The 18,697-nt window shown below is 70.4% G+C and carries 19 protein-coding genes; 3 read left to right on the top strand and 16 right to left on the bottom strand.

The window, feature by feature from the left end; translation table 11 throughout:
• The 12 genes from hypE to AB0B64_RS11230 all read right to left on the bottom strand — a co-directional run bounded on the left by hypE (position 1) and on the right by AB0B64_RS11230 (position 9,782).
• Complete coding sequence (gene hypE, locus AB0B64_RS11175) at positions 1-1,074, bottom strand: hydrogenase expression/formation protein HypE (RefSeq protein ID WP_357938468.1); 1,074 nt, start codon at positions 1,072-1,074, stop codon at positions 1-3.
• The gene (hypD, locus tag AB0B64_RS11180; RefSeq protein WP_357938466.1) at positions 1,071-2,198 is read right to left on the bottom strand and encodes a hydrogenase formation protein HypD; all 1,128 of its coding nucleotides are present in this window, start codon (positions 2,196-2,198) and stop codon (positions 1,071-1,073) included. Before hypD ends, hypE begins: the two co-directional genes overlap by 4 nt.
• Before the next feature lie 21 nt (positions 2,199-2,219).
• Positions 2,220-2,492, bottom strand: coding sequence for a HypC/HybG/HupF family hydrogenase formation chaperone (locus AB0B64_RS11185; RefSeq protein WP_357938464.1), 273 nt, complete (start codon positions 2,490-2,492; stop codon positions 2,220-2,222).
• Positions 2,470-2,832 (bottom strand): hydrogenase maturation nickel metallochaperone HypA, encoded by a 363-nt coding sequence (locus AB0B64_RS11190; protein ID WP_357938462.1) that lies wholly within the window; start codon positions 2,830-2,832, stop codon positions 2,470-2,472. The genes AB0B64_RS11185 and AB0B64_RS11190 overlap by 23 nt, the downstream gene beginning before the upstream one ends.
• Before the next feature lie 166 nt (positions 2,833-2,998).
• A complete protein-coding gene (locus tag AB0B64_RS11195; protein WP_357938460.1) occupies positions 2,999-3,781 on the bottom strand; it encodes a hydrogenase maturation protease in 783 nt (260 codons plus the stop codon).
• The gene (locus AB0B64_RS11200; protein ID WP_358176550.1) at positions 3,765-4,793 is read right to left on the bottom strand and encodes a hypothetical protein; all 1,029 of its coding nucleotides are present in this window, start codon (positions 4,791-4,793) and stop codon (positions 3,765-3,767) included. Before AB0B64_RS11200 ends, AB0B64_RS11195 begins: the two co-directional genes overlap by 17 nt.
• A gap of 3 nt (positions 4,794-4,796) precedes the next feature.
• Positions 4,797-5,492, bottom strand: coding sequence for a DUF6084 family protein (locus AB0B64_RS11205; RefSeq protein WP_358176553.1), 696 nt, complete (start codon positions 5,490-5,492; stop codon positions 4,797-4,799).
• Positions 5,489-5,701: a hypothetical protein gene (locus tag AB0B64_RS11210; protein WP_358176556.1), complete on the bottom strand. Its 213-nt coding sequence runs from the start codon at positions 5,699-5,701 to the stop codon at positions 5,489-5,491. The genes AB0B64_RS11205 and AB0B64_RS11210 overlap by 4 nt, the downstream gene beginning before the upstream one ends.
• Positions 5,698-6,393: a DUF5947 family protein gene (locus AB0B64_RS11215; protein WP_357938452.1), complete on the bottom strand. Its 696-nt coding sequence runs from the start codon at positions 6,391-6,393 to the stop codon at positions 5,698-5,700. The genes AB0B64_RS11210 and AB0B64_RS11215 overlap by 4 nt, the downstream gene beginning before the upstream one ends.
• An 11-nt stretch (positions 6,394-6,404) precedes the next feature.
• A complete protein-coding gene (locus AB0B64_RS11220) occupies positions 6,405-6,920 on the bottom strand; it encodes a NifU family protein (RefSeq protein ID WP_357938450.1) in 516 nt (171 codons plus the stop codon).
• 9 nt (positions 6,921-6,929) lie between these two features.
• Positions 6,930-8,723: a nickel-dependent hydrogenase large subunit gene (locus tag AB0B64_RS11225; protein ID WP_358176559.1), complete on the bottom strand. Its 1,794-nt coding sequence runs from the start codon at positions 8,721-8,723 to the stop codon at positions 6,930-6,932.
• Positions 8,724-8,741: 18 nt separating this feature from the next.
• Positions 8,742-9,782 (bottom strand): hydrogenase expression protein HypE, encoded by a 1,041-nt coding sequence (locus AB0B64_RS11230; protein ID WP_357938447.1) that lies wholly within the window; start codon positions 9,780-9,782, stop codon positions 8,742-8,744.
• A gap of 282 nt (positions 9,783-10,064) precedes the next feature.
• Here AB0B64_RS11230 and AB0B64_RS11235 point away from each other — a divergent pair, with 282 nt between their 5' ends.
• The gene (locus AB0B64_RS11235) at positions 10,065-10,970 is read left to right on the top strand and encodes a hypothetical protein (protein WP_357938445.1); all 906 of its coding nucleotides are present in this window, start codon (positions 10,065-10,067) and stop codon (positions 10,968-10,970) included.
• A gap of 40 nt (positions 10,971-11,010) precedes the next feature.
• On the opposite strand, the gene AB0B64_RS11240 is transcribed toward AB0B64_RS11235, so the two are convergent.
• Together AB0B64_RS11240 and AB0B64_RS11245 are read right to left on the bottom strand one after the other, a co-directional pair.
• Positions 11,011-11,973 (bottom strand): sulfotransferase, encoded by a 963-nt coding sequence (locus AB0B64_RS11240; RefSeq protein WP_358176562.1) that lies wholly within the window; start codon positions 11,971-11,973, stop codon positions 11,011-11,013.
• A 104-nt stretch (positions 11,974-12,077) separates the two neighbouring features.
• A complete protein-coding gene (locus AB0B64_RS11245; protein ID WP_358176565.1) occupies positions 12,078-13,052 on the bottom strand; it encodes a Gfo/Idh/MocA family oxidoreductase in 975 nt (324 codons plus the stop codon).
• 128 nt (positions 13,053-13,180) lie between these two features.
• On the opposite strand from AB0B64_RS11245, the gene AB0B64_RS11250 reads away from it, so the two are divergent.
• Positions 13,181-13,798, top strand: a complete 618-nt coding sequence (locus tag AB0B64_RS11250) for a helix-turn-helix domain-containing protein (RefSeq protein WP_357938440.1) — start codon at positions 13,181-13,183, stop codon at positions 13,796-13,798.
• A 146-nt stretch (positions 13,799-13,944) separates the two neighbouring features.
• On the opposite strand, the gene AB0B64_RS11255 is transcribed toward AB0B64_RS11250, so the two are convergent.
• Entirely contained in the window at positions 13,945-14,271 is a 327-nt protein-coding gene (locus AB0B64_RS11255) for a hypothetical protein (protein WP_358176568.1), read from the bottom strand.
• Positions 14,272-14,935: 664 nt separating this feature from the next.
• On the opposite strand from AB0B64_RS11255, the gene AB0B64_RS11260 reads away from it, so the two are divergent.
• Positions 14,936-16,501, top strand: a complete 1,566-nt coding sequence (locus tag AB0B64_RS11260) for a hypothetical protein (protein ID WP_358176571.1) — start codon at positions 14,936-14,938, stop codon at positions 16,499-16,501.
• Here the strand turns inward: AB0B64_RS11260 and AB0B64_RS11265 are convergent.
• Entirely contained in the window at positions 16,498-18,579 is a 2,082-nt protein-coding gene (locus AB0B64_RS11265) for a tetratricopeptide repeat protein (protein ID WP_358176574.1), read from the bottom strand. The two genes, AB0B64_RS11260 and AB0B64_RS11265, sit on opposite strands and share 4 nt — an antisense overlap.
• Between the last annotated feature and the right edge of the window lie 118 nt (positions 18,580-18,697).

Genomic DNA, 18,697 nt, shown 5'->3' on the forward strand with positions numbered 1-18,697 from the left:
TCAGCAGATGCGCGGCAGCGGGTCGCCGACCAGCAGGTCCACGATGCGGGTGCCGCCGAAGGCGGTCCTCAGCAGCACCAGGCCGGGCGGGTCCTCCCCGACCCACCCGATGATCGCGGCCCCGGCGCCGACCGGATGGCCGCGCATGATGTCCACCGCCCGCTCGGCGTGCTCACCGTCGACAACGGCGACCAGCCGCCCTTCGCAGGCGACGTACAACGGGTCGATCCCGAGGAGCTCGCACATCCCGGTAACGGCTGGCTGGACCGGTACGGACTCCTCGTCCATCACCACGGAGACACCCGAGGCGCTCGCCACCTCGTTCAGCACCGTGGCCACCCCGCCGCGGGTGGCGTCCCGCAATGTCCGCACCTGGGTGGGGAGGGCGTCCAGCAGCTCGGCCACCAGGCCGTTCAACGGGGCGGTGTCCGAGACCGTGTCCGCCTCGATGCCGAGCTCGCCGCGCGCCAGCATGATGGCGACGCCGTGCTCACCGATCGGCCCGGACACGATGACCGCGTCACCGGGCCGGGCCGCGGAGATGGACGGCGTGACCGGACGCTCGACGACACCGACCCCGGCGGTGGTGATGTAACAGCCGTCGGCCTTGCCCCGCTGGACCACCTTGGTGTCGCCGGTGACGATCGTGACGCCCGCCGCCTCCGCCGCGGCCGCCATCGAGGCGACGATCCGCCGCAGGTCGCCGACCGGGAACCCCTCTTCGAGGATGAACCCGGCGGACAGGTACAGCGGACGGGCCCCGCACACCGCGAGGTCGTTCACAGTGCCGTTGACCGCCAGGTCACCGATGTCGCCGCCAGGGAAGAACAGCGGGGAGACCACGAACGCGTCAGTGGTGAACACCGCGCGGGAGCCACCCAGCGCCAGCGTGGCCCCGTCCTCCAGCGGGGCGAGCAGCGGATTGCGGAACGCCTCCAGGAAGACCGCGTCGATCAGCGTCCGGGTCGCCTTGCCGCCGGAGCCGTGCGCCAGGGTGATGCGTTCCTCCCGGACCACCGCGCGGCGGCGCCGTACGCGCTCGATCCGGTCGAGGACCTGCTTCTCGGTGGTCATGCCCGGGTCGCCTCCCGCACTCGTTCCCGGCTGAACCGGCCGAAGTTGTAGTACGCCGCGCACGCTCCCTCCGACGAGACCATGCAGGTCCCGATCGGCGTCTCCGGGGTGCACGCGGTGCCGAACACCTTGCACTCCCACGGCTTGAGCACTCCCTTGAGAACCTCGCCGCACTGGCAGGCCATGGGATCGGCGATGCGGGTACCGGGGATGTCGAAGATCCGCTCCGCGTCGAAGGCGGCGTACTCCTCGGCCATCCCCAGCGCCGAGTGCGAGATGAAGCCGAGCCCACGCCACTCGAAGTGCGGGCGCACGCGCATCACCGTCCCGATCACCTCCATGGCGATCCGGTTGCCCTCCCACGGGACCACCCGCGCGTACTGGTTCTCCACCTCGCCACGGCCCTCGGCCAGCTGGCCGAGCAGCAGGTCGACCGCGTGGAGGATGTCGAGCGGCTCGAACCCGGCGACCACGAACGGCTGCCGGTAGTCGCGCGCGATGAACTCGTACGGCCGGCAGCCGATGATCGTCGAGACGTGGCCGGGCCCGATGAAACCGTCGAGCCGCAGGTCGGGCGAGTCGAGGATCGCCTTGACGGCCGGGATGATCAGGACGTGGTTGCAGAAGACGGAGAAGTTGTCGATGCCCTCCTCGGCCGCCCGCAGCACGGTCACCGCCGTCGACGGCGCCGTGGTCTCGAAGCCGATCGCCATGAACACGACCCGCCGGTCCGGATTGTCCCGGGCGATCTTGAGCGCGTCGAGCGGCGAGTAGACCATCCGGATGTCGGCGCCCTGGGCCTTGGCGTCGAGGAACGTGGCCGCTCCCCCGGGCACCCGCATCATGTCGCCGAACGACGTCATGATCACATCGGGCTGCCGGGCGATGTGGACGGCGTCGTCCACCCGGCCCATGGGGATGACGCAGACGGGACAGCCCGGCCCGTGCACGAGCGTCACGGCCTCCGGCAGATAGTCCTCGATGCCGTGCTTGTAGATGGTGTGGGTGTGTCCGCCGCACACCTCCATGAACTTGTACCGGCGTCCCGGCTCGCACCGGGCGGCTATCCGCGCGGCCAGCGCCCGGGCCGCGTCGGCGTCGCGGAACTCATCGACGAAGCGCATCGCGCTCCTTGCAGAGGAGGGTCATGAGATGTCCGATTCCTTGAGCGCGTCGATCTCGTCGGTGTACGCCTGCCCGAGGCCGTGCAGCATGTCCATCACGGCCTTGGCCTCGGCCTCGGAGATCTTCGACAGGGCGAATCCCACGTGGACGAGCACCCAGTCGCCGGGCTTGAGGTGGTCGTCGGCGAGCAGCCCCATGTTGATGCGGCGGCGTACCCCGCTGACGTCCACCATGGCGAGGTCGGTGTGCTCCTCGACGTCCCCCACCAGCTCACCGGGGATCCCGAGGCACATCGGCTTCCTCCTTGAACTGGACCGATTCCAGGACCAGCTCGTCGCCGCCGCTGACGTCCACGTCGTCGTCGCCGCACCGCGCGCAGACCGCGAGCACGTCGACGGACTCCGACTGGTGACCGCAGGCCCCGCAGTCCACGGTGACGGGCGTGACGACGAGGTCGAGCGCCGCCCCTTCGGCGGCGCTGCCCTCGGCGGCGAGCGCGAAGGCATGGTCGAACGCCTCGCCCACGACGGCGTGGCGGGCGCCGATCCGGACCCGCAGCCCGGTGACCCGCCGGCCCTCCGCCTGCTGCCGGACCAGGTCGACCAGGCCCTCGCACATTCCTAGCTCATGCATGAAGTGCCTACATCCTTCTCATGTTCAGGTAGCGCTTGATCTCCGGCCATTGCGCGGCGATCATCGCGACGGCCGCGCACAGCGTCACCAGAGCCACCACAGGCCCCTTCCTCATCCGTTTCCACCTCCTCGCTTTTCGGTAACCCCGGTCCATCGATGGCTTCGATCAAGTCTCGACAAGGGATCGGACCGTCTTGAGTGCCGGACCGAGGGCCGCGCGTACCGGCTCGCTCAGCTCGACCAGCACGTCTTCGTCCGGCTCCCCGGTCATCACGGTCTCCGGTTCGCAGGCGACGACGAGCACCCGGCGCGGTATCCGGCCCAGCTCGGCGGCCAGCCGGAGCACGCGTACCGGATCCATGCCGTGGGTCTCCATGGGTACGCCCGCCTCCGGCTCGGCCGGTTCGAGTACGGTCAGCGTCCCGGGAGCCTCCCCACGGGGCGCGGCGTCCACGAAGATCACCGTGTCGTAGTCGCGTTGCAGGGCGTAGGCCAGGTCCATGCCGCGGATCCCGAAGTCCACGACGTCCACTCCGGGCGGCAGGTCCTCGGCCGCCAGCAGCCGCGCCACCTCGACGCCGAAGCCGTCGTCGCCCAGGAAGATGTTGCCGATGCCCGCGACCAGGACGCGGGCGGGCCGGCTCTCCGCCACGATCGGCTCGACCTCCTCGGCGGAGTAGAAGAACCGGTGTCCGGGCAGTTTCGCCTCTCCCAGGTCGCGGCCGGGGTCCTCCTCAAGGGTGACGGCCAGGTGGAGGGCGCCCGCCTCGTCCTGTTCGACGCTCTCGACGACGGCCACCCGGCCGCCGAGGGCGAGGTCGAAGACGTCCGCCCGCGATCGTGGGCGCAGCCGCACCCGGCTGCCCGCGCCGAGTGTCACGCCGTCCACGATCACCGTGTCCGGGCCCCGTCGTTCCATCCGGGCCCAGAAGTCATCCGTCGCGGTCATGTACCGGCTCCTGTTCGATCAGCGGACGGATCTCGCGTACCGTGCCGTGCAACCGCATGAGCCGCTCGGGTGTGAGCGAGGCGCATCGGTCGAGGATCTCCCTGGCCCGGGGATCGCCGTCGCGGATCTCCCGCCGCTCCTCCTCGGTCAGGGCGAGCACGCTCAGGGTGAGCAACTGGTCGATCTCAGTGGCGTCGAAGAGGTCACCCGGGCTCTCCGGCGCGATCCGGGGGTAGTCGTACAGGATGATCGGCGCCGAGAGCATGGTGTGCCGCTCGCCCTCCTCGCCCACCAGGACCGGCCAGGCGCCGGCGTTGTCGCAGCCTTCCGCGAGCGGCCGCAGTTCCTCCGGCGGGTCGGTCAGGGAGACGAAACGGCCGCGCGGCGCGTGCAGGACCGTGTGCGCGGAGAGGAACGCCTGTTTCAGCCCTTCGGTACGACTGCCGCCCGCCCAGCCGGTCGTGTTGGCGACCTCGACGGTGATCCGGAAGAGGCCGGGCGCCGGGCGTTCCGCGCTGATCTCGACCCGCCCGCGCAGCGCCCGCCAGCTGCGCGAAAGCGCTCCGACCCCCCGCCCGTCCGGGCCGATCAGCCATTCGACGTCCCCGCCCTCGGGTATGTCGATGTCCACCACGGCGGCCCGCTGGACGAGACCCGCGAGGTCGAGCCCGAGCGCGGCGACCTCCCGCTCGGTCGCCTCGTCCCTGGCCACGTGACGCTCGCCCCCGGCCGTCAGCTCCGCGACCGGTACGAGCTCCTCGCCGGTGCCGCGCGCGACCTGGCGGGCGACGGAGTGCAGGAAGCAGACCCGGACGTCGATCGTGTCGGCCGGGTCCGCCTCGATCAGCACCTGGGTGCGCATCAGCGAGGAGTCGCCCGTCTCGGCGCACCGCTCCGGGTAGACGCCGCCCAGGGTCCAGCGCTGCGCGTTCTTGAGCGCCGAGGGGCGGTAGGGCCACAGCAGGTAGCCCTCGTACAGGACCGCGCGCGCGACCTTTGTCACCTGGTCCATCGATCAGCCACCGTCCTGCTCTTTTCCCTGACGCTCGCGTACCAGCAGCGCCGACACGACGTCGTCCCAGGTCGCCAGCGTGTGCCGGACCTTGTAGTCGTACAGCTGGTCGAAGGCGTCGCGGTCCAGCCGGAGCCAGGCGCTGCGCGGGAAGTAGTGCTCCATGACGTCCTTCCAGACCTGGACCGGCATCCGGAACGCGACGTCGGTGTCCCACGGGATCCGGGCCGCCCGCAGCAGGCCGGCGTCAAGGTAGAAGATCGTCCCGCTGAACAGGAAGGTCAGCGGGACCTCACCGTCCGGCAGGCAGTGGAAGTACTTGGCGACCGCCACCTCGAAGTCGTAGGTGCAGGCCACGTCGATGCTCGCCACCGTGTGCCCGTCGAAGCCGGGTACCTGCGTCACCACCCGCGCCCACAGCAGGCTCCTCGACGTCCGGCCCCAATCCTCGGGCGCGCCGAACAGGTCGGTGAGCCGCCGCCGGGTGGGCGGGTCGTACTGGCGCCGGGCGGCGTCGATGCGGATGTGGGTGTCCAGCGCGACGCTGCGGATCGGCGACGGGCCGGCGCCGTCGATCCGCAGCGTGAACCGCACCGTCGGCACCGCGGCGAACTCCACCGCCTCGGCGCTCTCGATCACGAACCTGAGCGCCGGCGGCGGCGCGTCCTCCCGCGTGGCGAAGGCGGAGTCCGGCCTCATGCCGGGGACAGGTTGGGCATGGCCGGGTCGATCGGGTCATGGTCCTTCGGGTTGATCCCGGTGGAACGCGCCGCCGTCGAGCGGCCGTCGGGAAGATGACCCGGTTGCTGCTCGTAGTTGCCGACCGAGTTGCCCTCATGGACGCCCTTCAGATGCGCGGTCATGTCGGGCCGCGCATCGGGGCGGCCCACCTTGATGGAGCCGGTCATCGTGGAACTCCTTTCGACACGCCCACGGGCATGGGCATGGGCTTGGCTCGGCGCCGCAGTTCGGCGAAGAAGGCGCCGACCTCGTTCCAGACGTCCTGGCCGCCGGCCAGGCCCTTCCAGTGAGACCTGAGCACGGCGACGAGGGCGAAGCAGTCGTCGATCGGCACCAGCCAGTGGTCTCGCGCGTCGCGCGTCCGGTTGACCAGCAGCGCCTCCACGTCGGGGGCCAGCCGCCGCAGCACGGGGTTGGCCTCCTCCACCGCGGCCCAGGCGGCCGGCTCGACCGCGGCCTCGACCGCGCCGGCCGGGCCGGGGTATCGGATCACGGTCCGGCCCTCGGCCGAGTCGTGACAGGCGAAGGCCATCTGTACGGGAATGTCCAGGGACGCCCAGGTGGCGTCGTCGAGAACGAAGTCCGGCAGATACCACCGGCGGTCGGGCACCAGGCGGTAGCGGTCCCCTTCGGCCGGTGGATGCTCGAAGAGCAGCGCGCACGGGCGGCAGGCACAGCGCGGTTCGCGGACCGCCGGTTCGAGCAGGTGCCGGTGGTCGGCGGGGATGGGCGCGGCACACAGCTCACACCGGCAGGGGTTGCCGCCGTGGTCGGCCGCATCCTGGTCAGCCGCCGGCTGGTCAGCCGCGCGTCGCTCGGCCGTCCGGTCGATGAGGCCGCGCAGACCCCCTCGTGCCATGCCGCGCTCCCTCACGACGTCCGCGCGCCGGGGTTGCGGCGCAAGGCGTCGATGGAGATCAAGACGGGTGGCGGGCCGATCTCCTCGATCTCCACCCGGTCGAGCTCCGGGGCCGCGTTGCGGATCGCCTCCTCCAGCAGAGCCGCCCGATCGGCAGTGCCGCAGCCGCCGCGACCGCGCAGGAGCCGTACGCTCGCCACGCCGTCCGCCACGGCCACCGTCTCCACGGCCGCGCCGCCGAGCCGGGGCCGTACACCGCTCACGGCCTTCTCCACCCGGGCGGACACGTCCAGCGGGTGCAGGTCGTGCAGCACCAGCAGGTAGGAGACCAGTTCGTCCTGCGCGAGCGCCGGCCCGAGCCGTTCCCCGCCGATCGCGACGATCCGGGCGAGCGCCTCGCCGTACAGGTCGAGCAGCGCCTGGAGCACCTCGATGGTGGACTCCGGGTCGGGCAGCGACTCGACGCCGTCCAGCAGGGCGTCCACCCGGGCCAGCCGGTCGGCCACCTCACGGTCGGTCAGTGACATCGTCCGCCCCTAACCGGAGACGCTCGTGCCCAGCGTCGGGGAGTGCACCTGCTTGAGCACCTTCCCGTCGCCGAGGTACATGTGGACGCCGCACGGCAGGCAGGGGTCGAAGCTGCGGACCGTACGCATGATGTCGATGCCCTTGAAGTTCTCCGGGCCGTTCTCCTCGAAGATGTGCATGCCCTGGACCGCGTCCTCGTACGGACCGGGAGTGCCGTAGACGTCCCGCGGGCTGGCGTTCCACGGCGTGGGCGGGTACGGGTGGTAGTTGGCGATCTTGCCGTCGCGGATCACCATGTGGTGGGACAGAACCCCGCGTACCGCCTCGTGGAACCCGCAGCCGATGGCGTCATCGGGCACGTCGAAGTCGGCGAAGACCCGCGTCCGGCCGGCGCGTACCTCGGCCATCGCCTGGTCCAGGAAGTGGAAGGCCATCGCGGCGGAGTAGGCGACGAAGTAGATGCGGGCCCGGTTGCGCTCGATCGTGTTTGACCATTTGGGGATCTTCCACTCGAACCGCATCTCCGGCAGGACCGCGCTCTTGGGCAGGTTGATCTCCACGCTGCTGCCGGTCGCCCGGACGCCTCCGGTGTCGACGATGCCGGCCAGCGCCGTCGTCCAGAGCCGCGCGAGGGCCCCGCCCCCGGTGTCGAGCGCGAGGTGATCGCCCGTGCGGTCGTCGTACCAGCGGGGGCTCATCACCCAGCTGTAGTTGCCGCCCGCCAGGTCGCGCTTCTGCGGCTTCGGCAGTGTGGTCTGGTTCCACGGATGACGCCGGTCCACCGGGTTGCCCAGCGGGTCGTGGGTGACGAAGACCTCCTCGTTCACCCAGTCGTCGTAGAACGAGCTGCCCAGCAGGATCCGCATGCCGAGGTTGATGTCCACCAGGCTCGTGGTGCGCAGCTCGCCGTCCAGGACGATGCCCGGAGTGACGAACATGCCCCGGCCCCACTCGCCCATGTTCCGGTAGTCGTAGTCGACCACGGCCGGGTCCTGGAACGAACCCCAGCAGCCCAGCATCGTCCGCCGCTTGCCGACCTCCTCGTACCCCGGCAGCGCCTCGTAGAAGAAGTCGAACAGGTCGTCGTTGAGCGGGACGACCTTCTTCACGAAGTCGAGCACCCTGAGCAGCCGGGACAGGTAGTCGGTGAACAGCTGGGGCGTCGCCACCGTGCCCACGCCACCCGGGTAGATCGTCGAGGGGTGTACGTGCCGCCCCTCCATCAGGCAGAACATCTCCCGGGTGACCCGGCTGACCTGCAGCGCCTCGCGGTACATCGCGCCGGTGAACGGGTTGAACGCCCGCATGATGTCGGCGATCGTCCGGTACCCGTGGATGTCGCCGTGCGGTGCCTCGGTGGTCTCCGCCCTGCGCAGCAGGGTGGGGTTGGTCTCCTTGACGATCTGCTCGCAGTAGTCGACGAAGACCAGGTTGTCCTGGAACAGGGTGTGGTCGAACATGTACTCGGCCGCCTCGCCGAGATTGATGATCCATTCGCCCAGCGGCGGCGTCTTGACGCCGTAGGCCATGTTCTGGGCGTAGACCGAGCAGGTCGCGTGGTTGTCGCCGCAGATGCCGCAGATGCGGCTGGTGATGAAGTGCGAGTCCCGCGGGTCCTTTCCGCGCATGAACACGCTGTAGCCCCGGAACAACGAGGAGGTGCTCTTGCACTCGACGACTTCCTTGTTGTTGAAGTCGATCTTCGTGTAGATCCCCAGGTTGCCGATGATGCGGGTGATCGGGTCCCAGGACATCTCGACCAGTTGCCGAGTCTCCTGAGCCTCCTTGGATCGGATGGTCACCGCGACGTTCCCTCTCCCCTAGCTATGGTCCGGTTGGTAGCCGCTGGTCAGCTCAGGCCGGTTGTGGCGCCACTTCGGCTCCTTGTTGACCGTCCTGTTGGTGATGCCGCGCAGCTTGCGGATGAACGACCCGTACGCTCCGGTGGCGGTGGAGGAGACCAGCGCGCCGGGTGGCTGGTCCATGAACGGCATGAACTTGTCCGGGAAGCCGGGCATCGTGCAGCCGATGCAGATGCCGCCCACATTGGGGCAGCCGCCGATCCCGCCCATCCAGCCGCGCTTGGGGACGTTGCAGTTGACCACCGGCCCCCAGCAGCCGACCTTGACCTGGCATTTGGGGGAGTTGTAGTCCTTGGCGAAGTCGCCCTGCTCGTAGTAGCCGGCACGGTCGCACCCCTCGTGCACCGTCTTGCCGAACAACCAGGTCGGTCGCAACTCCTTGTCCAGGGGGATCATGGGAGCCAGCCCAGCGGCCTGGTACAGCAGCCAGGTCAGGGTCTCCATGAAGTTGTCGGGCTGCACCGGGCAGCCCGGCACGTTGATGATGGGCAGCCCGCCGGCCGAGCGGAAGTCGTGGCCCAGGTAGTCGCCGAGCCCCATGCTGCCCGTCGGGTTGCCCGCCATGGCGTGGATGCCGCCGTACGTCGCGCACGTGCCTATCGCGACCACCGCCCACGCCTGCGGCGCGAGCCGGTCGATCCACTGGTTGACGGTGATCGGCTGTCCGGTGACCGGGTCGTTCCCCATCGACGTCCAGTAACCGTCGCCGTTGATCTGCTCGTTGGGGATCGACCCCTCGACCACGAAGACGAACGGGCGTAGCTGGCCCTCCGCGGCCTGGTGGAAGGGGGCCATGAAGTCCTTGCCCACCTCCGCCGCCAGCACCTTGTTGTGCAGATGCACCTTCGGCAATCCGGGCACCAGGCCGAGCAGCACCGCTTCGAGGCTCGGATTGGAGGCCGCCGTCACCGAGACCGTGTCGCCGTCGCAGCTCATGCCCTCCGAGGTCCACAGCACGTGAACCTCGTCCACAGCGGTTTTCGTCGTGGTTTCGCTCATGTACCCGGCCCTCGTCTCGGCAGCTGGGGGAATGCCGTAGGTATCGCCCCTAATGACAACGAGTAAGCATTCGATGCACATAGTGACCACGTCGATGGAGGAATGCGGACGACCAGGTCACTTCCCTTACCGATTCCTGCATGTTCGGGGAGGCGGTCCACATGATGCGCCCTGCGTGGACCAGGGCGTGTATTATCCATACTATTTAGGTAGGAATAAGGGAATGCAAAGGGTCGGTGAGCAGCGGTGTCGCACTCCACGTCGTGGCCTAGCCTCGAGTCCATGTCGAACCCCACGGACGTTCCCGCTGCCCTGCTCCCCGACCCTGACCGCGCGACCGTCGCGATCGCGCCACCGATCGCGGGCGAAGGGCACTGGGCGGGGGGTCCCAGCGCGGTCGCGGCGGACGGGCTGATCTACCTCGCCTACCGGCTGCGCCGCCCCGTGGGGGAGGGACGCGGGTACGCGGTGGTGGTGGCCCGTTCGGTGGACGGCGAACGGTTCGAGACCCTGACGACGATCACCCGCGAGGAGATGGCCGCCGAGTCCCTGGAGCGGCCCACCCTGGTACGCACCGAGGACGGGCGCTGGCGGCTGTACCTGAGCTGCGCCACCCCGGGCACCAAGCACTGGCGGGTGGAGGTGCTGGAGAGCGACGACCCCGCCGGGTTCGACCCGCGCTCGCGCGAGACCGTCCTGCCCGGCGACCCCAAGACCGGCGTGAAGGATTCGGTGATCGTCCGGCGCGACGGGAAGTGGCACCTGTGGGCCTCCTGCCATCCGCTGGCCGACTCCGACGAGGCCGACCAGATGGTGACCGACTACGCCACCAGCGCCGACGGCCTGGAGTGGACGTGGCACGGCACGGCGCTGAGCGGGCGGCCGGGGCTGTGGGACGGGCGGGGCGTACGGATCAGCTCGGTACGTTTCGACGGTGACCGGGTGCTGGCCTTCTACGACGGGCGGGCCAGCGCGGCCGAGAACTACGAGGAGCGCACCGGGATCGCCGTAGGGACCGACCCCGGCGAGCTGACCCCGGTGGGGACCGCCCCGGCGGCCATGTCGCCGCACGCGGGCGGCGGCCTGCGTTACCTCGACATCGTCGACCTGCCGGACGGGCGGATCCGGCTGTACTACGAGTACACCCGCGCCGACGGAGCCCACGAGCTGCGCACCGAGCTGCGCTGATCGTCAGGGTGGCCGGTCTTTCTGGGGCTGCCGCTGATCGTCAGGACGGGTGCGGGCGCCCGTTCCTGGACTGCCGCTGGCCGGGCGGCCGGCTGCCGACCAGGCCGCCCGAACGCTCCCTGGGCCTGAGCCAGTCGCTGAAGTCCTCGCCGGTGACCTGCTGAAGGAGCCGGATGTCGTCGGTGAAGTACGGAATGAGCTGGCGCCGCTGCTCCCAGGTCAGAGGGCGGCGCGGGGCGGCCCGCCGCTGGAGCAGCTGCTCGACGGGATCGGCCAGAGCCCCGGGCAGGAGCCGCCGGACCGAGGACAGCACCGCGTGCCGGGGGCTCGCGTCGGGATGCGCCGTCACGTTCTCCCTCGGCATCTCGGTCAGCAGCCCCCGCTCCACCCCGAGGAAGCCGCAGATCCGGTCGAGCGTGTCGGCCGGCCGGTCGACGAGGTCCCGGTAGCGGAAGAGCAGCACCTGCTCGCGCGGGAACAGCTCGTACAGGGCGGCCAGTTGCTCGCCGTACCGGCCGAGCCCCACGTAGTGCCAGAAGTGCGCCCACCCGGCCGCGATCCGTTTACTCTCCGCCTCGCAGGCGCGCACCACGTCGCCGATCGGTTCGAGCCCGGCCGACCACAGGTGGGTCCAGTTGGAGTGGGCGCGCTCGACCGGGTCCCGCACGATCACGATGAGCCTGGCGTGCGGGATGGCCGCCTTGATGCGCCGCTGCGCGTCCCGGTCGTACAGGTAGAAGGGCGTGCACTCGCCGGCCAGCGTCCCCGCGGGCGCCGCGGCGAACAGCGCCTCGTAGTCCTCGCGGCGCCAGACGTGCTCCCGGTACGTCTCCACGTCGCCGGGCCCGCCCTTGGCCGGTGGCGGGCCGTCGGTGAGGAAGTACTTGGGCTCCTTCACCTGTGGCAGGAAGAGCTGCGGATGCCGCTGGAGAGCGGCGTGCAGGGCCGTCGTTCCCGCCTTCGGAACCCCTACGACCAGGAAGTTCGGCATATCCACGGTCATCCCTCCAAATCCCGGCGCCTAACATCCAATTTCCTACCAGTTATATAGGATGTTCAAGTAGGTAATTGGACAGGGGATGCTCACCGTGTGAGGGCCGGGGCCGTCTACTGGATGCCGCGGAGGGGAAGTCCCGCCTTGCGATAGATGTCGTCGATGACCGTCATGTTGGCGACGGAGTCCGCAGGCGGGGTCAGCGGCGGGGTGCCCTGCTCCACCGCCGCCACGAAGGCGCGTAGTTGGCAGGTGTACGTCGCGTCGCCCGCGACGCGCTCGCGGCGCCGCCGGCCGTCAACGGTCACGGTCATCCGGTGGAAGAGCTGCGGGGCGATGAAGTTCGTGATGCGCAGCGACCCGCGTTCGCCGTCGACCCGCGCGGCGATCTTGAGCAGGTTTCCCGACCACATGGAGGCGTGGATCCGCCCGGTCGCGCCGGTGGGGAAGCGCAGGTCGGCGGCCATCGCCCGGTCGACGCCCGGCGATCGCAGCAGGGCCGCCGCGCTCACGACCGAGGGCTCGCCCGGCCCGAGCGTACGCAGGCAGTGCACCGCGTAGCAGCCCGCGTCCATGAGCGCGCCGCCGCCGAGCTCCAGCGAGTAGCGGATGTCGGAGAAATTGGGGAGCGGAAAGCACATCCATGTCTCGACATGCCGGACCTCGCCGAGTTCGGTGGCGACGATCTCGAGAGCCCGTTCCATCAGCGGGTGATACCGGTAGTGGAACGCCTCCATGACCACCACGCCGGACTTCGCGGCGGCGTCCGCGACGGACCGCGCCTCGGCGGCGTTGGAGGTGAACGGCTTCTCGGCCAGCACGTGCTTGCCCGCCTCGATCGCCTTGAGCGTCCACTCGGCGTGCAGGGCGTTCGGCAGCGGGTTGTAGATCGCGTCCAGGGAGGGGTCGGCGATCACTTGCTCGTAGGAGTCGTGGACGAGCCGGATGCCGTGCTTGGCCGCGAACTTCTCGGCACGCGACCGATCCCGGGCGGCCACCGCCGCCACCTCGACCTCGGGCACGGCGCGGGCGGGCTTGACGAGCGCCATGGGGGTGATGCGAGCTGCGCCGAGCGTCCCGATTCGCATGATCGCATGATGCCAGACCGGCGTGCCGCGTGTCGCTTTGCCCGGGCTTGACAGCTGATCTGTTGGAGTGGACGGGGGTTACCTCGCGTATGGAGGAGCGGATCGCGGGCGTTCAGGAAAGGAGCCGCGTGGAAAGGATCATCTCGGCCGCGACGCGGTTGTTCGCGGCCCTCGGATACGACGCGACGACGATGGGGCAGATCGCCGAAGCCGCCGACCTGAACATCGAGACCGTCATGGAGCTCGCCGGTTCGAAGCGGGAGCTCTATCTGGCGGTGATGGGGCGCGGCTACACCGCGCAGAAGGCCCTGCTGGAGCACGCCCTCGCCCGTTTGGACGAGTCGGGAGCGCCGCAACTGGCGGCGAGTGTCCACGCCCTGGTCGACGACTACCTGAACTTCTGCCTCGACAACCCCGACGTCTCCGCGCTGCTGATGCACCGCTGGCTGGGCGACGCCGCCGATCTGCAGAACCTGGAGCAGATCTACAACGAGCCGTTGGTCCATGCGGTCTACAGCAAGTTCAACAGCGCCGCCGCGGCGGGCCTCATGGACTCCGAGGCCGACGTGGAGCTCTGTGTGCGAGCGATCGCCTGGTCCGTCATCATTTTCGTGCGCTACGCCACGATGAGCACGCCCCTTTCCAGCTTCTCCGAAGGCGAAAGGAGCGTGGACCGCTTCCGCGTCCACCTGCACCGGATCACCACCCGGATGCTCGGCCTGGCGCCTCCGAGCGCGACTTCCTGACTCCCCGCAGGGGCCTGGTTCCGGCCGACGCGAGATTCCGGAATTCACCACCAAGCACGCCGAAGAATGCGCCTTTTACATGGGGGATCGCTCCGCGCGATGATGCCGCGCGGAGCGTCCGTTGTGCGTGGGTCGGTGCTGGTGGGTCAGTGGTCGTCGTCCCACCACCCATTGTCGTGGTGATCCCACCAGTGGTCATGGCCGTGACCGTGACCGCCCATGCCGCCACCGCCGCCGCCGCTCTTGCACCACTGCTTGGACCAGTGGCCGTGGCTCCAGCAGAACTTGCACCAGTTGTGGTGACTGTCCCACATCCACTTGCACTTCTTGGCCACGCTCTGCGGCGTGGTGCCCGCGAGCTGGGCGGTGGGCGGGCAGGCGCTCGCGGCGCTGGCGGCCTGCGTGGTGGCCGTTCCGGTGACGATTACGGTGGACGCCGCCAGGGCGGCGCTGAGAAGCAGACGCTTGAGCACCAGAGATCACTCCCTGAATGACGATCGTTCCCCCGATGATGATGGGGATCGGATGAGAGCGCCGGATTCGGTTTCCCGGGATACGCCGATACGGCATGAACATATCCCACCATAATCCCGGCGAGCGGCCCGGTCTCCCGGCGACAGGCAAAGCCTCATTTCACAACATGGGGCCACATAATGCGAATGCATCGGATATGTCGGGAAATGCGGCATCGCGCGAGGAGGGGCGCCCCAAAGCATCATGCCGGGAATTCATCGTCTTCACCGGAGAGGCGATCGGCGCTTCCCCCGGCTCTTCAACGACACACCAGGAAAATGGTAAATGACGGAAAAGGTGATTGCCTGGCGCTCGCCCACGTGCGGCTCTCCCAGACCGGCGGCCCACGCCGCCGTCGCTGTGGCGGCCGGCGCGGCCCGGTATTGGCGCGCCGAACAGGCCGCATCGACGGCGGCGCGGGCCGCCGCCGCATCCATCGACAAGGCCTCCCGGGGAATGGGCGGCCGCGTACCATGTACGACGGGTTCGCGGCATATGGTGGGCTTTTACTGCGGAATCGGGCCGGTCGGAGTGGTGGTGAGCGGCGAGGGTTGGCTTCGTGTACCGATCGGCGCCGGGTCTCGCCGTTGGCGCACGGTCGGCACCAGCCGGAACATCCTCGCGGTGGCGCGTACGGTCACCTCGGCGAGCCGGCTGCTGGACGTGCTGCCGCTGTTCCGTTCGGATCCTCGCGTCCAGGTGCTGTTCACGGTCGCCGCGGGTTCGGCGTTCGACGACGGGATCGGCGACTATCTGCGGGACGTCGAGGCACGTGTCGTCTCCTGGGCGCAGGCCGTGGACACTCCCTTCGACCTGGCCGTCTCCGCCAGCGCCAACGGCGACCTGCACCGGCTGAAGGCCCCGCTGCTGCTGGTTCCGCACGGCGCCGGGCACAACCGGCTGCTTCCCGCCGCGGGCGGCGTCTCGGGTCTCGCCCGGCGTCAGCTGGTGCACGACGGCCGGCTCGTACCGGCGGCCATCGCCCTGCCGCACCACGAGCAGCTGACCCGGTTGGCGGGCGAATGCCCGGAGGCGGTGCCTCTGGCCGTGGTGACCGGCGATCCGTGCTTCGACCGGATCCTGGCGAACGCCGCGCGGCGCGACCGCTACCGGCGCGCCCTCGGCACCGGCGACCGCAAGCTGGTGCTGATCAGCTCCACCTGGGGCGAACACTCCCTGCTCGGCGCCAACGACGACCTGGTCGCGCGGCTGACGGCCGAGTTGCCGGTGGACGAGTACCAGGTGGTCCTGGCCGCGCATCCGAACGTCTGGTACGGCCACGGCGGCCTGCAGGTCCGGCTGTGGCTGGGGGACGCCCTCGACGCCGGCCTGGTGCTGCTGCCTCCCCGGCAGGGCTGGCAGGCGGCGCTCCTGGCGGCGGACGTGGTCGTGGGCGACCACGGGTCGGTCACCTTCTACGGCGCCGCGCTGGGCCGCCCCACCCTCCTGGCCTCGTCCGGTCGGGAGGCCGAGGAGCTCGATCCGGCCTCCCCCACGGCCGCGCTGTCCCGGGCGCTGCCCCGCCTCGACCCGCGGCGGGACCTGCTGGGGCAGATCGAGCGGATCATGGACACGTACCGGCCGGGTGCCTATGACGAGGTCACCGGGCGGACGCTGGGCGAGTCCGGCCGGGCGGGCACGTTGTTACGGCACGTCGCGTACCGGCTGATGGACCTCGAACCCGGACCCGAGCCCGCCGCCACCGCGCTGCCCGATCCCTTGGGGGAGCGTGGCGAGGTGCTCTCGTTCCTGGTCGAAGCCGAGGTCCAGGACGGCACCGTGTCCCTGCGCCGCTTCCCTGTGGCCGGCGCGGGGCAGCGCTTCCCCGTGACCGGTGAGGGGGAGCGCGTACGAGACCCGCATCTCGTCGTGGACGCCGAGGAGCCGGACCGGCGGCGGTTGGAGACCGCGGCCATCATCGTCCGCGGGGACCCGGCCGACGGCTGGGCGGCGGAGACTCTGCGGCGCTATCCCGGCTGTCTCATGGCGGCCGAGGTGGTCGGTGCGCGGCGGGTCCGTCTGACGCTACGGGACGGGCGGCGTTTCGACGTCACCGCGTCCGCCGGAGCGCGCGGCGACCTCGACCCCCGGTGCCTGCCGTCCGCGGTGTACGGCTGGCTGGTCAACGGCGACGGCCCCTTGACCACCGTCCGGGTCGGCGACCGGGAAGCGGCCATCGACCTCGCTTAGTCGCCACTCAGGCGGGCGCGGAGTTCCTCGGCCTTGGGCAGGTTGCCGGAGGCGAGGCAGACCGCGATGGCCTGCCGCAGATAGCCCCCGGCGTCCCTGGGGTCGAGGTCGGCCAGCAGCTCCAGGGCACGCGTCTCCTTGGCCGGAATGCGGCGCTCGCGCATGATATCCGCGGCGATCCGTGCCGAGTGCAGCGCCTGCGCGGAGTGGCCGAGCTCGCGGTGGGCCTCGCCCAGGACGAGGTGGATCTTCCCCTGGCTGAGCCGGTCACCGGCCGAGATCATGAGAGCCAGAGCCCGGTCGAAGGCGGCGATCGCCGCTTCGTGCCGGCCCGCGCGGCTGTGGACCAGGCCGAGATGGTAGCTCTGCAGGCCGATCCCCCGCGTGTTGCCCAGCCCATCGTGGATGGCCAGCGCGGCGGCGAAGTGGGCGACGGCATCCTCCATCAGTCCCCGGGCCTGGCCGAGGGACTCCAAGGCGGAAGCTTGGGCCAGGGCGGCCTGCCCGAGCGACTCCAGGACGACCGCCTCCATCCTCGGGTCAGCCGCCTCGCGGGCCGCCTGATGCGCGTGGACCAGCTCGGCCTGGGCCTGGTCGGTTTCGCCGAGCTCCAGGTGGGCGCGGGCCACCTGGTTCCGCATCCTGGCCTCCACGGCACGGTCGCCGACGCGGAGCGCCGCGGCCACGCCCAGCCGGTTGGTCTCGATCCAGTCCGCGTAGTGCTTGCGCTCGTGATAGAGCGGCCACAGGGCCTCGGCCAGCTGCCAGACCAGCTCGTCCCATTCACCTGCCGCCGCCGCGCGCAGTAGCGCGAGCACGTTGGGGCGCTCCTTCTCCAGCCAGTCGAGGGCCGCTCCAGGTGTGGCGAACGGCAGGCCGACGGCCGACAACCGCTCCCGATGGTCGGCCAGGCGCAGCCGGGGACCCATGGCGGCGTCGGCGGCGGCCACCTGCCCGAGGTACCACTCCGCCACCCGCCGCAGCGCCGCCTCCCGCGCCTCGGGCGGGTCCACGCGCCGCGCGCACCGGGCCGCGTGCAGCCGGACCAGGTCATGGAAGCGGTACGTGTCGCCGTCGAGCTCCTCGACGAGACTCGCATCGAGAAGCAGGTCCAGCGCGTGGTCCGGCTCGCTCTCCAGGACGGCCCGCGCCACCCCGGCCGAGAAGCCGGGGCCGGGCAGCGTGCCCAGCAGGCGGTAGAGCCGGGCCGCCTGCTCCGGCAGCCCGGTGTACGCGGAGTCGAAAACCGCTTCGACGATCGCTCTTCCCTCCGTCATCAGGTGGTCCAGCCGTCGTTCGGCGTCCCGCAGCTCGCCGACCAGCCGCTCGACCGTCCATGTCGGCCGTTGGACCAGCCGCGCCCCGGCCACCCGCAGGGCGATCGGCAGGCCGCCGCACAGCCGTACGAGCTCGCTCACCCGCTCCCGCTCGGCGGCGACCCGGTCCTCGCCGAGCATGCCCGAGAGGAGTCGTACCCCCTCCTCGTCCTGGAGCGGCGCGACTCTGACCGGCCGCGCGCCCGCGACGAGCAGCTCGCCGAGCTGGTGGTGGCTGGTCACGACGACCGCGCTCGCGGCGGAGGCGGGGAACAGCGGCGTCACCTCGGCGGCGTGCTCGGCGTCGTCCAGCAGCACGAGCAGCCGCAGGTCGGCCGTCATGGAGCGGAACATGGCCGCCCGTTCCGGCAGCTCCGCCGGGATCCACTCCTCATGGACGCCGAACGCGCGCAGGAACCCGCCGAGGACGTCGCTGACCTCGGTGCCGCCCCGGTGCCGCAGCGCGCCGAAGTCGGCGTACAGCTGGCCGTCGCTGAACCGCTCGTGGACCTGGTGCGCCCAGCGGCGGCTGACCGCGCTCTTGCCGACTCCCTTGAGGCCGCTGACCACCGCGATCGCGGGTCCCTCCTCAAGGAGAAGGAGGCGGTCGAGCAGCGCCAGCTCAGTGGTCCGGTTGACGAAGCCGGGCGGCGCGGCGGGCAGCTGCCGGGGGATCCGTACGGGCGGCGGAGGCGTGGCGCCTATGGTCACGGACCCTATGTCCCTGGCCTGCACCACCCCGCCGGACACCTGTCCGGACACCTCGTTGCGTATATCAGCGTCGTTCGCCTGCCCAGCGCTCTCCGGCCCAGCCACGGTTCAGTAGTGTTCCCGTCGCACTGGATCGTGGCAAGCGGAGCGCTAGTCTGGGAGAACGTCC

This window comes from Nonomuraea sp. NPDC049129 (assembly GCF_040648495.1).
Classification (GTDB): domain Bacteria; phylum Actinomycetota; class Actinomycetes; order Streptosporangiales; family Streptosporangiaceae; genus Nonomuraea.

Bases quoted from the DNA above. Each gene is read 5' to 3' on its own strand.
- AB0B64_RS11210 (WP_358176556.1), bottom strand. From the start codon at position 5,701: ATGACCGGCTCCATCAAGGTGGGCCGCCCCGATGCGCGGCCCGACATG.
- hypE (WP_357938468.1), bottom strand. From the start codon at position 1,074: ATGACCACCGAGAAGCAGGTCCTCGACCGGATCGAGCGCGTACGGCGC.
- AB0B64_RS11190 (WP_357938462.1), bottom strand. From the start codon at position 2,832: ATGCATGAGCTAGGAATGTGCGAGGGCCTGGTCGACCTGGTCCGGCAG.
- AB0B64_RS11185 (WP_357938464.1), bottom strand. From the start codon at position 2,492: ATGTGCCTCGGGATCCCCGGTGAGCTGGTGGGGGACGTCGAGGAGCAC.
- AB0B64_RS11200 (WP_358176550.1), bottom strand. From the start codon at position 4,793: ATGGACCAGGTGACAAAGGTCGCGCGCGCGGTCCTGTACGAGGGCTAC.
- AB0B64_RS11240 (WP_358176562.1), bottom strand. From the start codon at position 11,973: ATGACCGTGGATATGCCGAACTTCCTGGTCGTAGGGGTTCCGAAGGCG.
- AB0B64_RS11230 (WP_357938447.1), bottom strand. From the start codon at position 9,782: ATGAGCGAAACCACGACGAAAACCGCTGTGGACGAGGTTCACGTGCTG.
- AB0B64_RS11205 (WP_358176553.1), bottom strand. From the start codon at position 5,492: ATGAGGCCGGACTCCGCCTTCGCCACGCGGGAGGACGCGCCGCCGCCG.
- AB0B64_RS11195 (WP_357938460.1), bottom strand. From the start codon at position 3,781: ATGACCGCGACGGATGACTTCTGGGCCCGGATGGAACGACGGGGCCCG.
- AB0B64_RS11215 (WP_357938452.1), bottom strand. From the start codon at position 6,393: ATGGCACGAGGGGGTCTGCGCGGCCTCATCGACCGGACGGCCGAGCGA.
- hypD (WP_357938466.1), bottom strand. From the start codon at position 2,198: ATGCGCTTCGTCGATGAGTTCCGCGACGCCGACGCGGCCCGGGCGCTG.
- AB0B64_RS11235 (WP_357938445.1), top strand. From the start codon at position 10,065: ATGTCGAACCCCACGGACGTTCCCGCTGCCCTGCTCCCCGACCCTGAC.
- AB0B64_RS11220 (WP_357938450.1), bottom strand. From the start codon at position 6,920: ATGTCACTGACCGACCGTGAGGTGGCCGACCGGCTGGCCCGGGTGGAC.
- AB0B64_RS11245 (WP_358176565.1), bottom strand. From the start codon at position 13,052: ATGCGAATCGGGACGCTCGGCGCAGCTCGCATCACCCCCATGGCGCTC.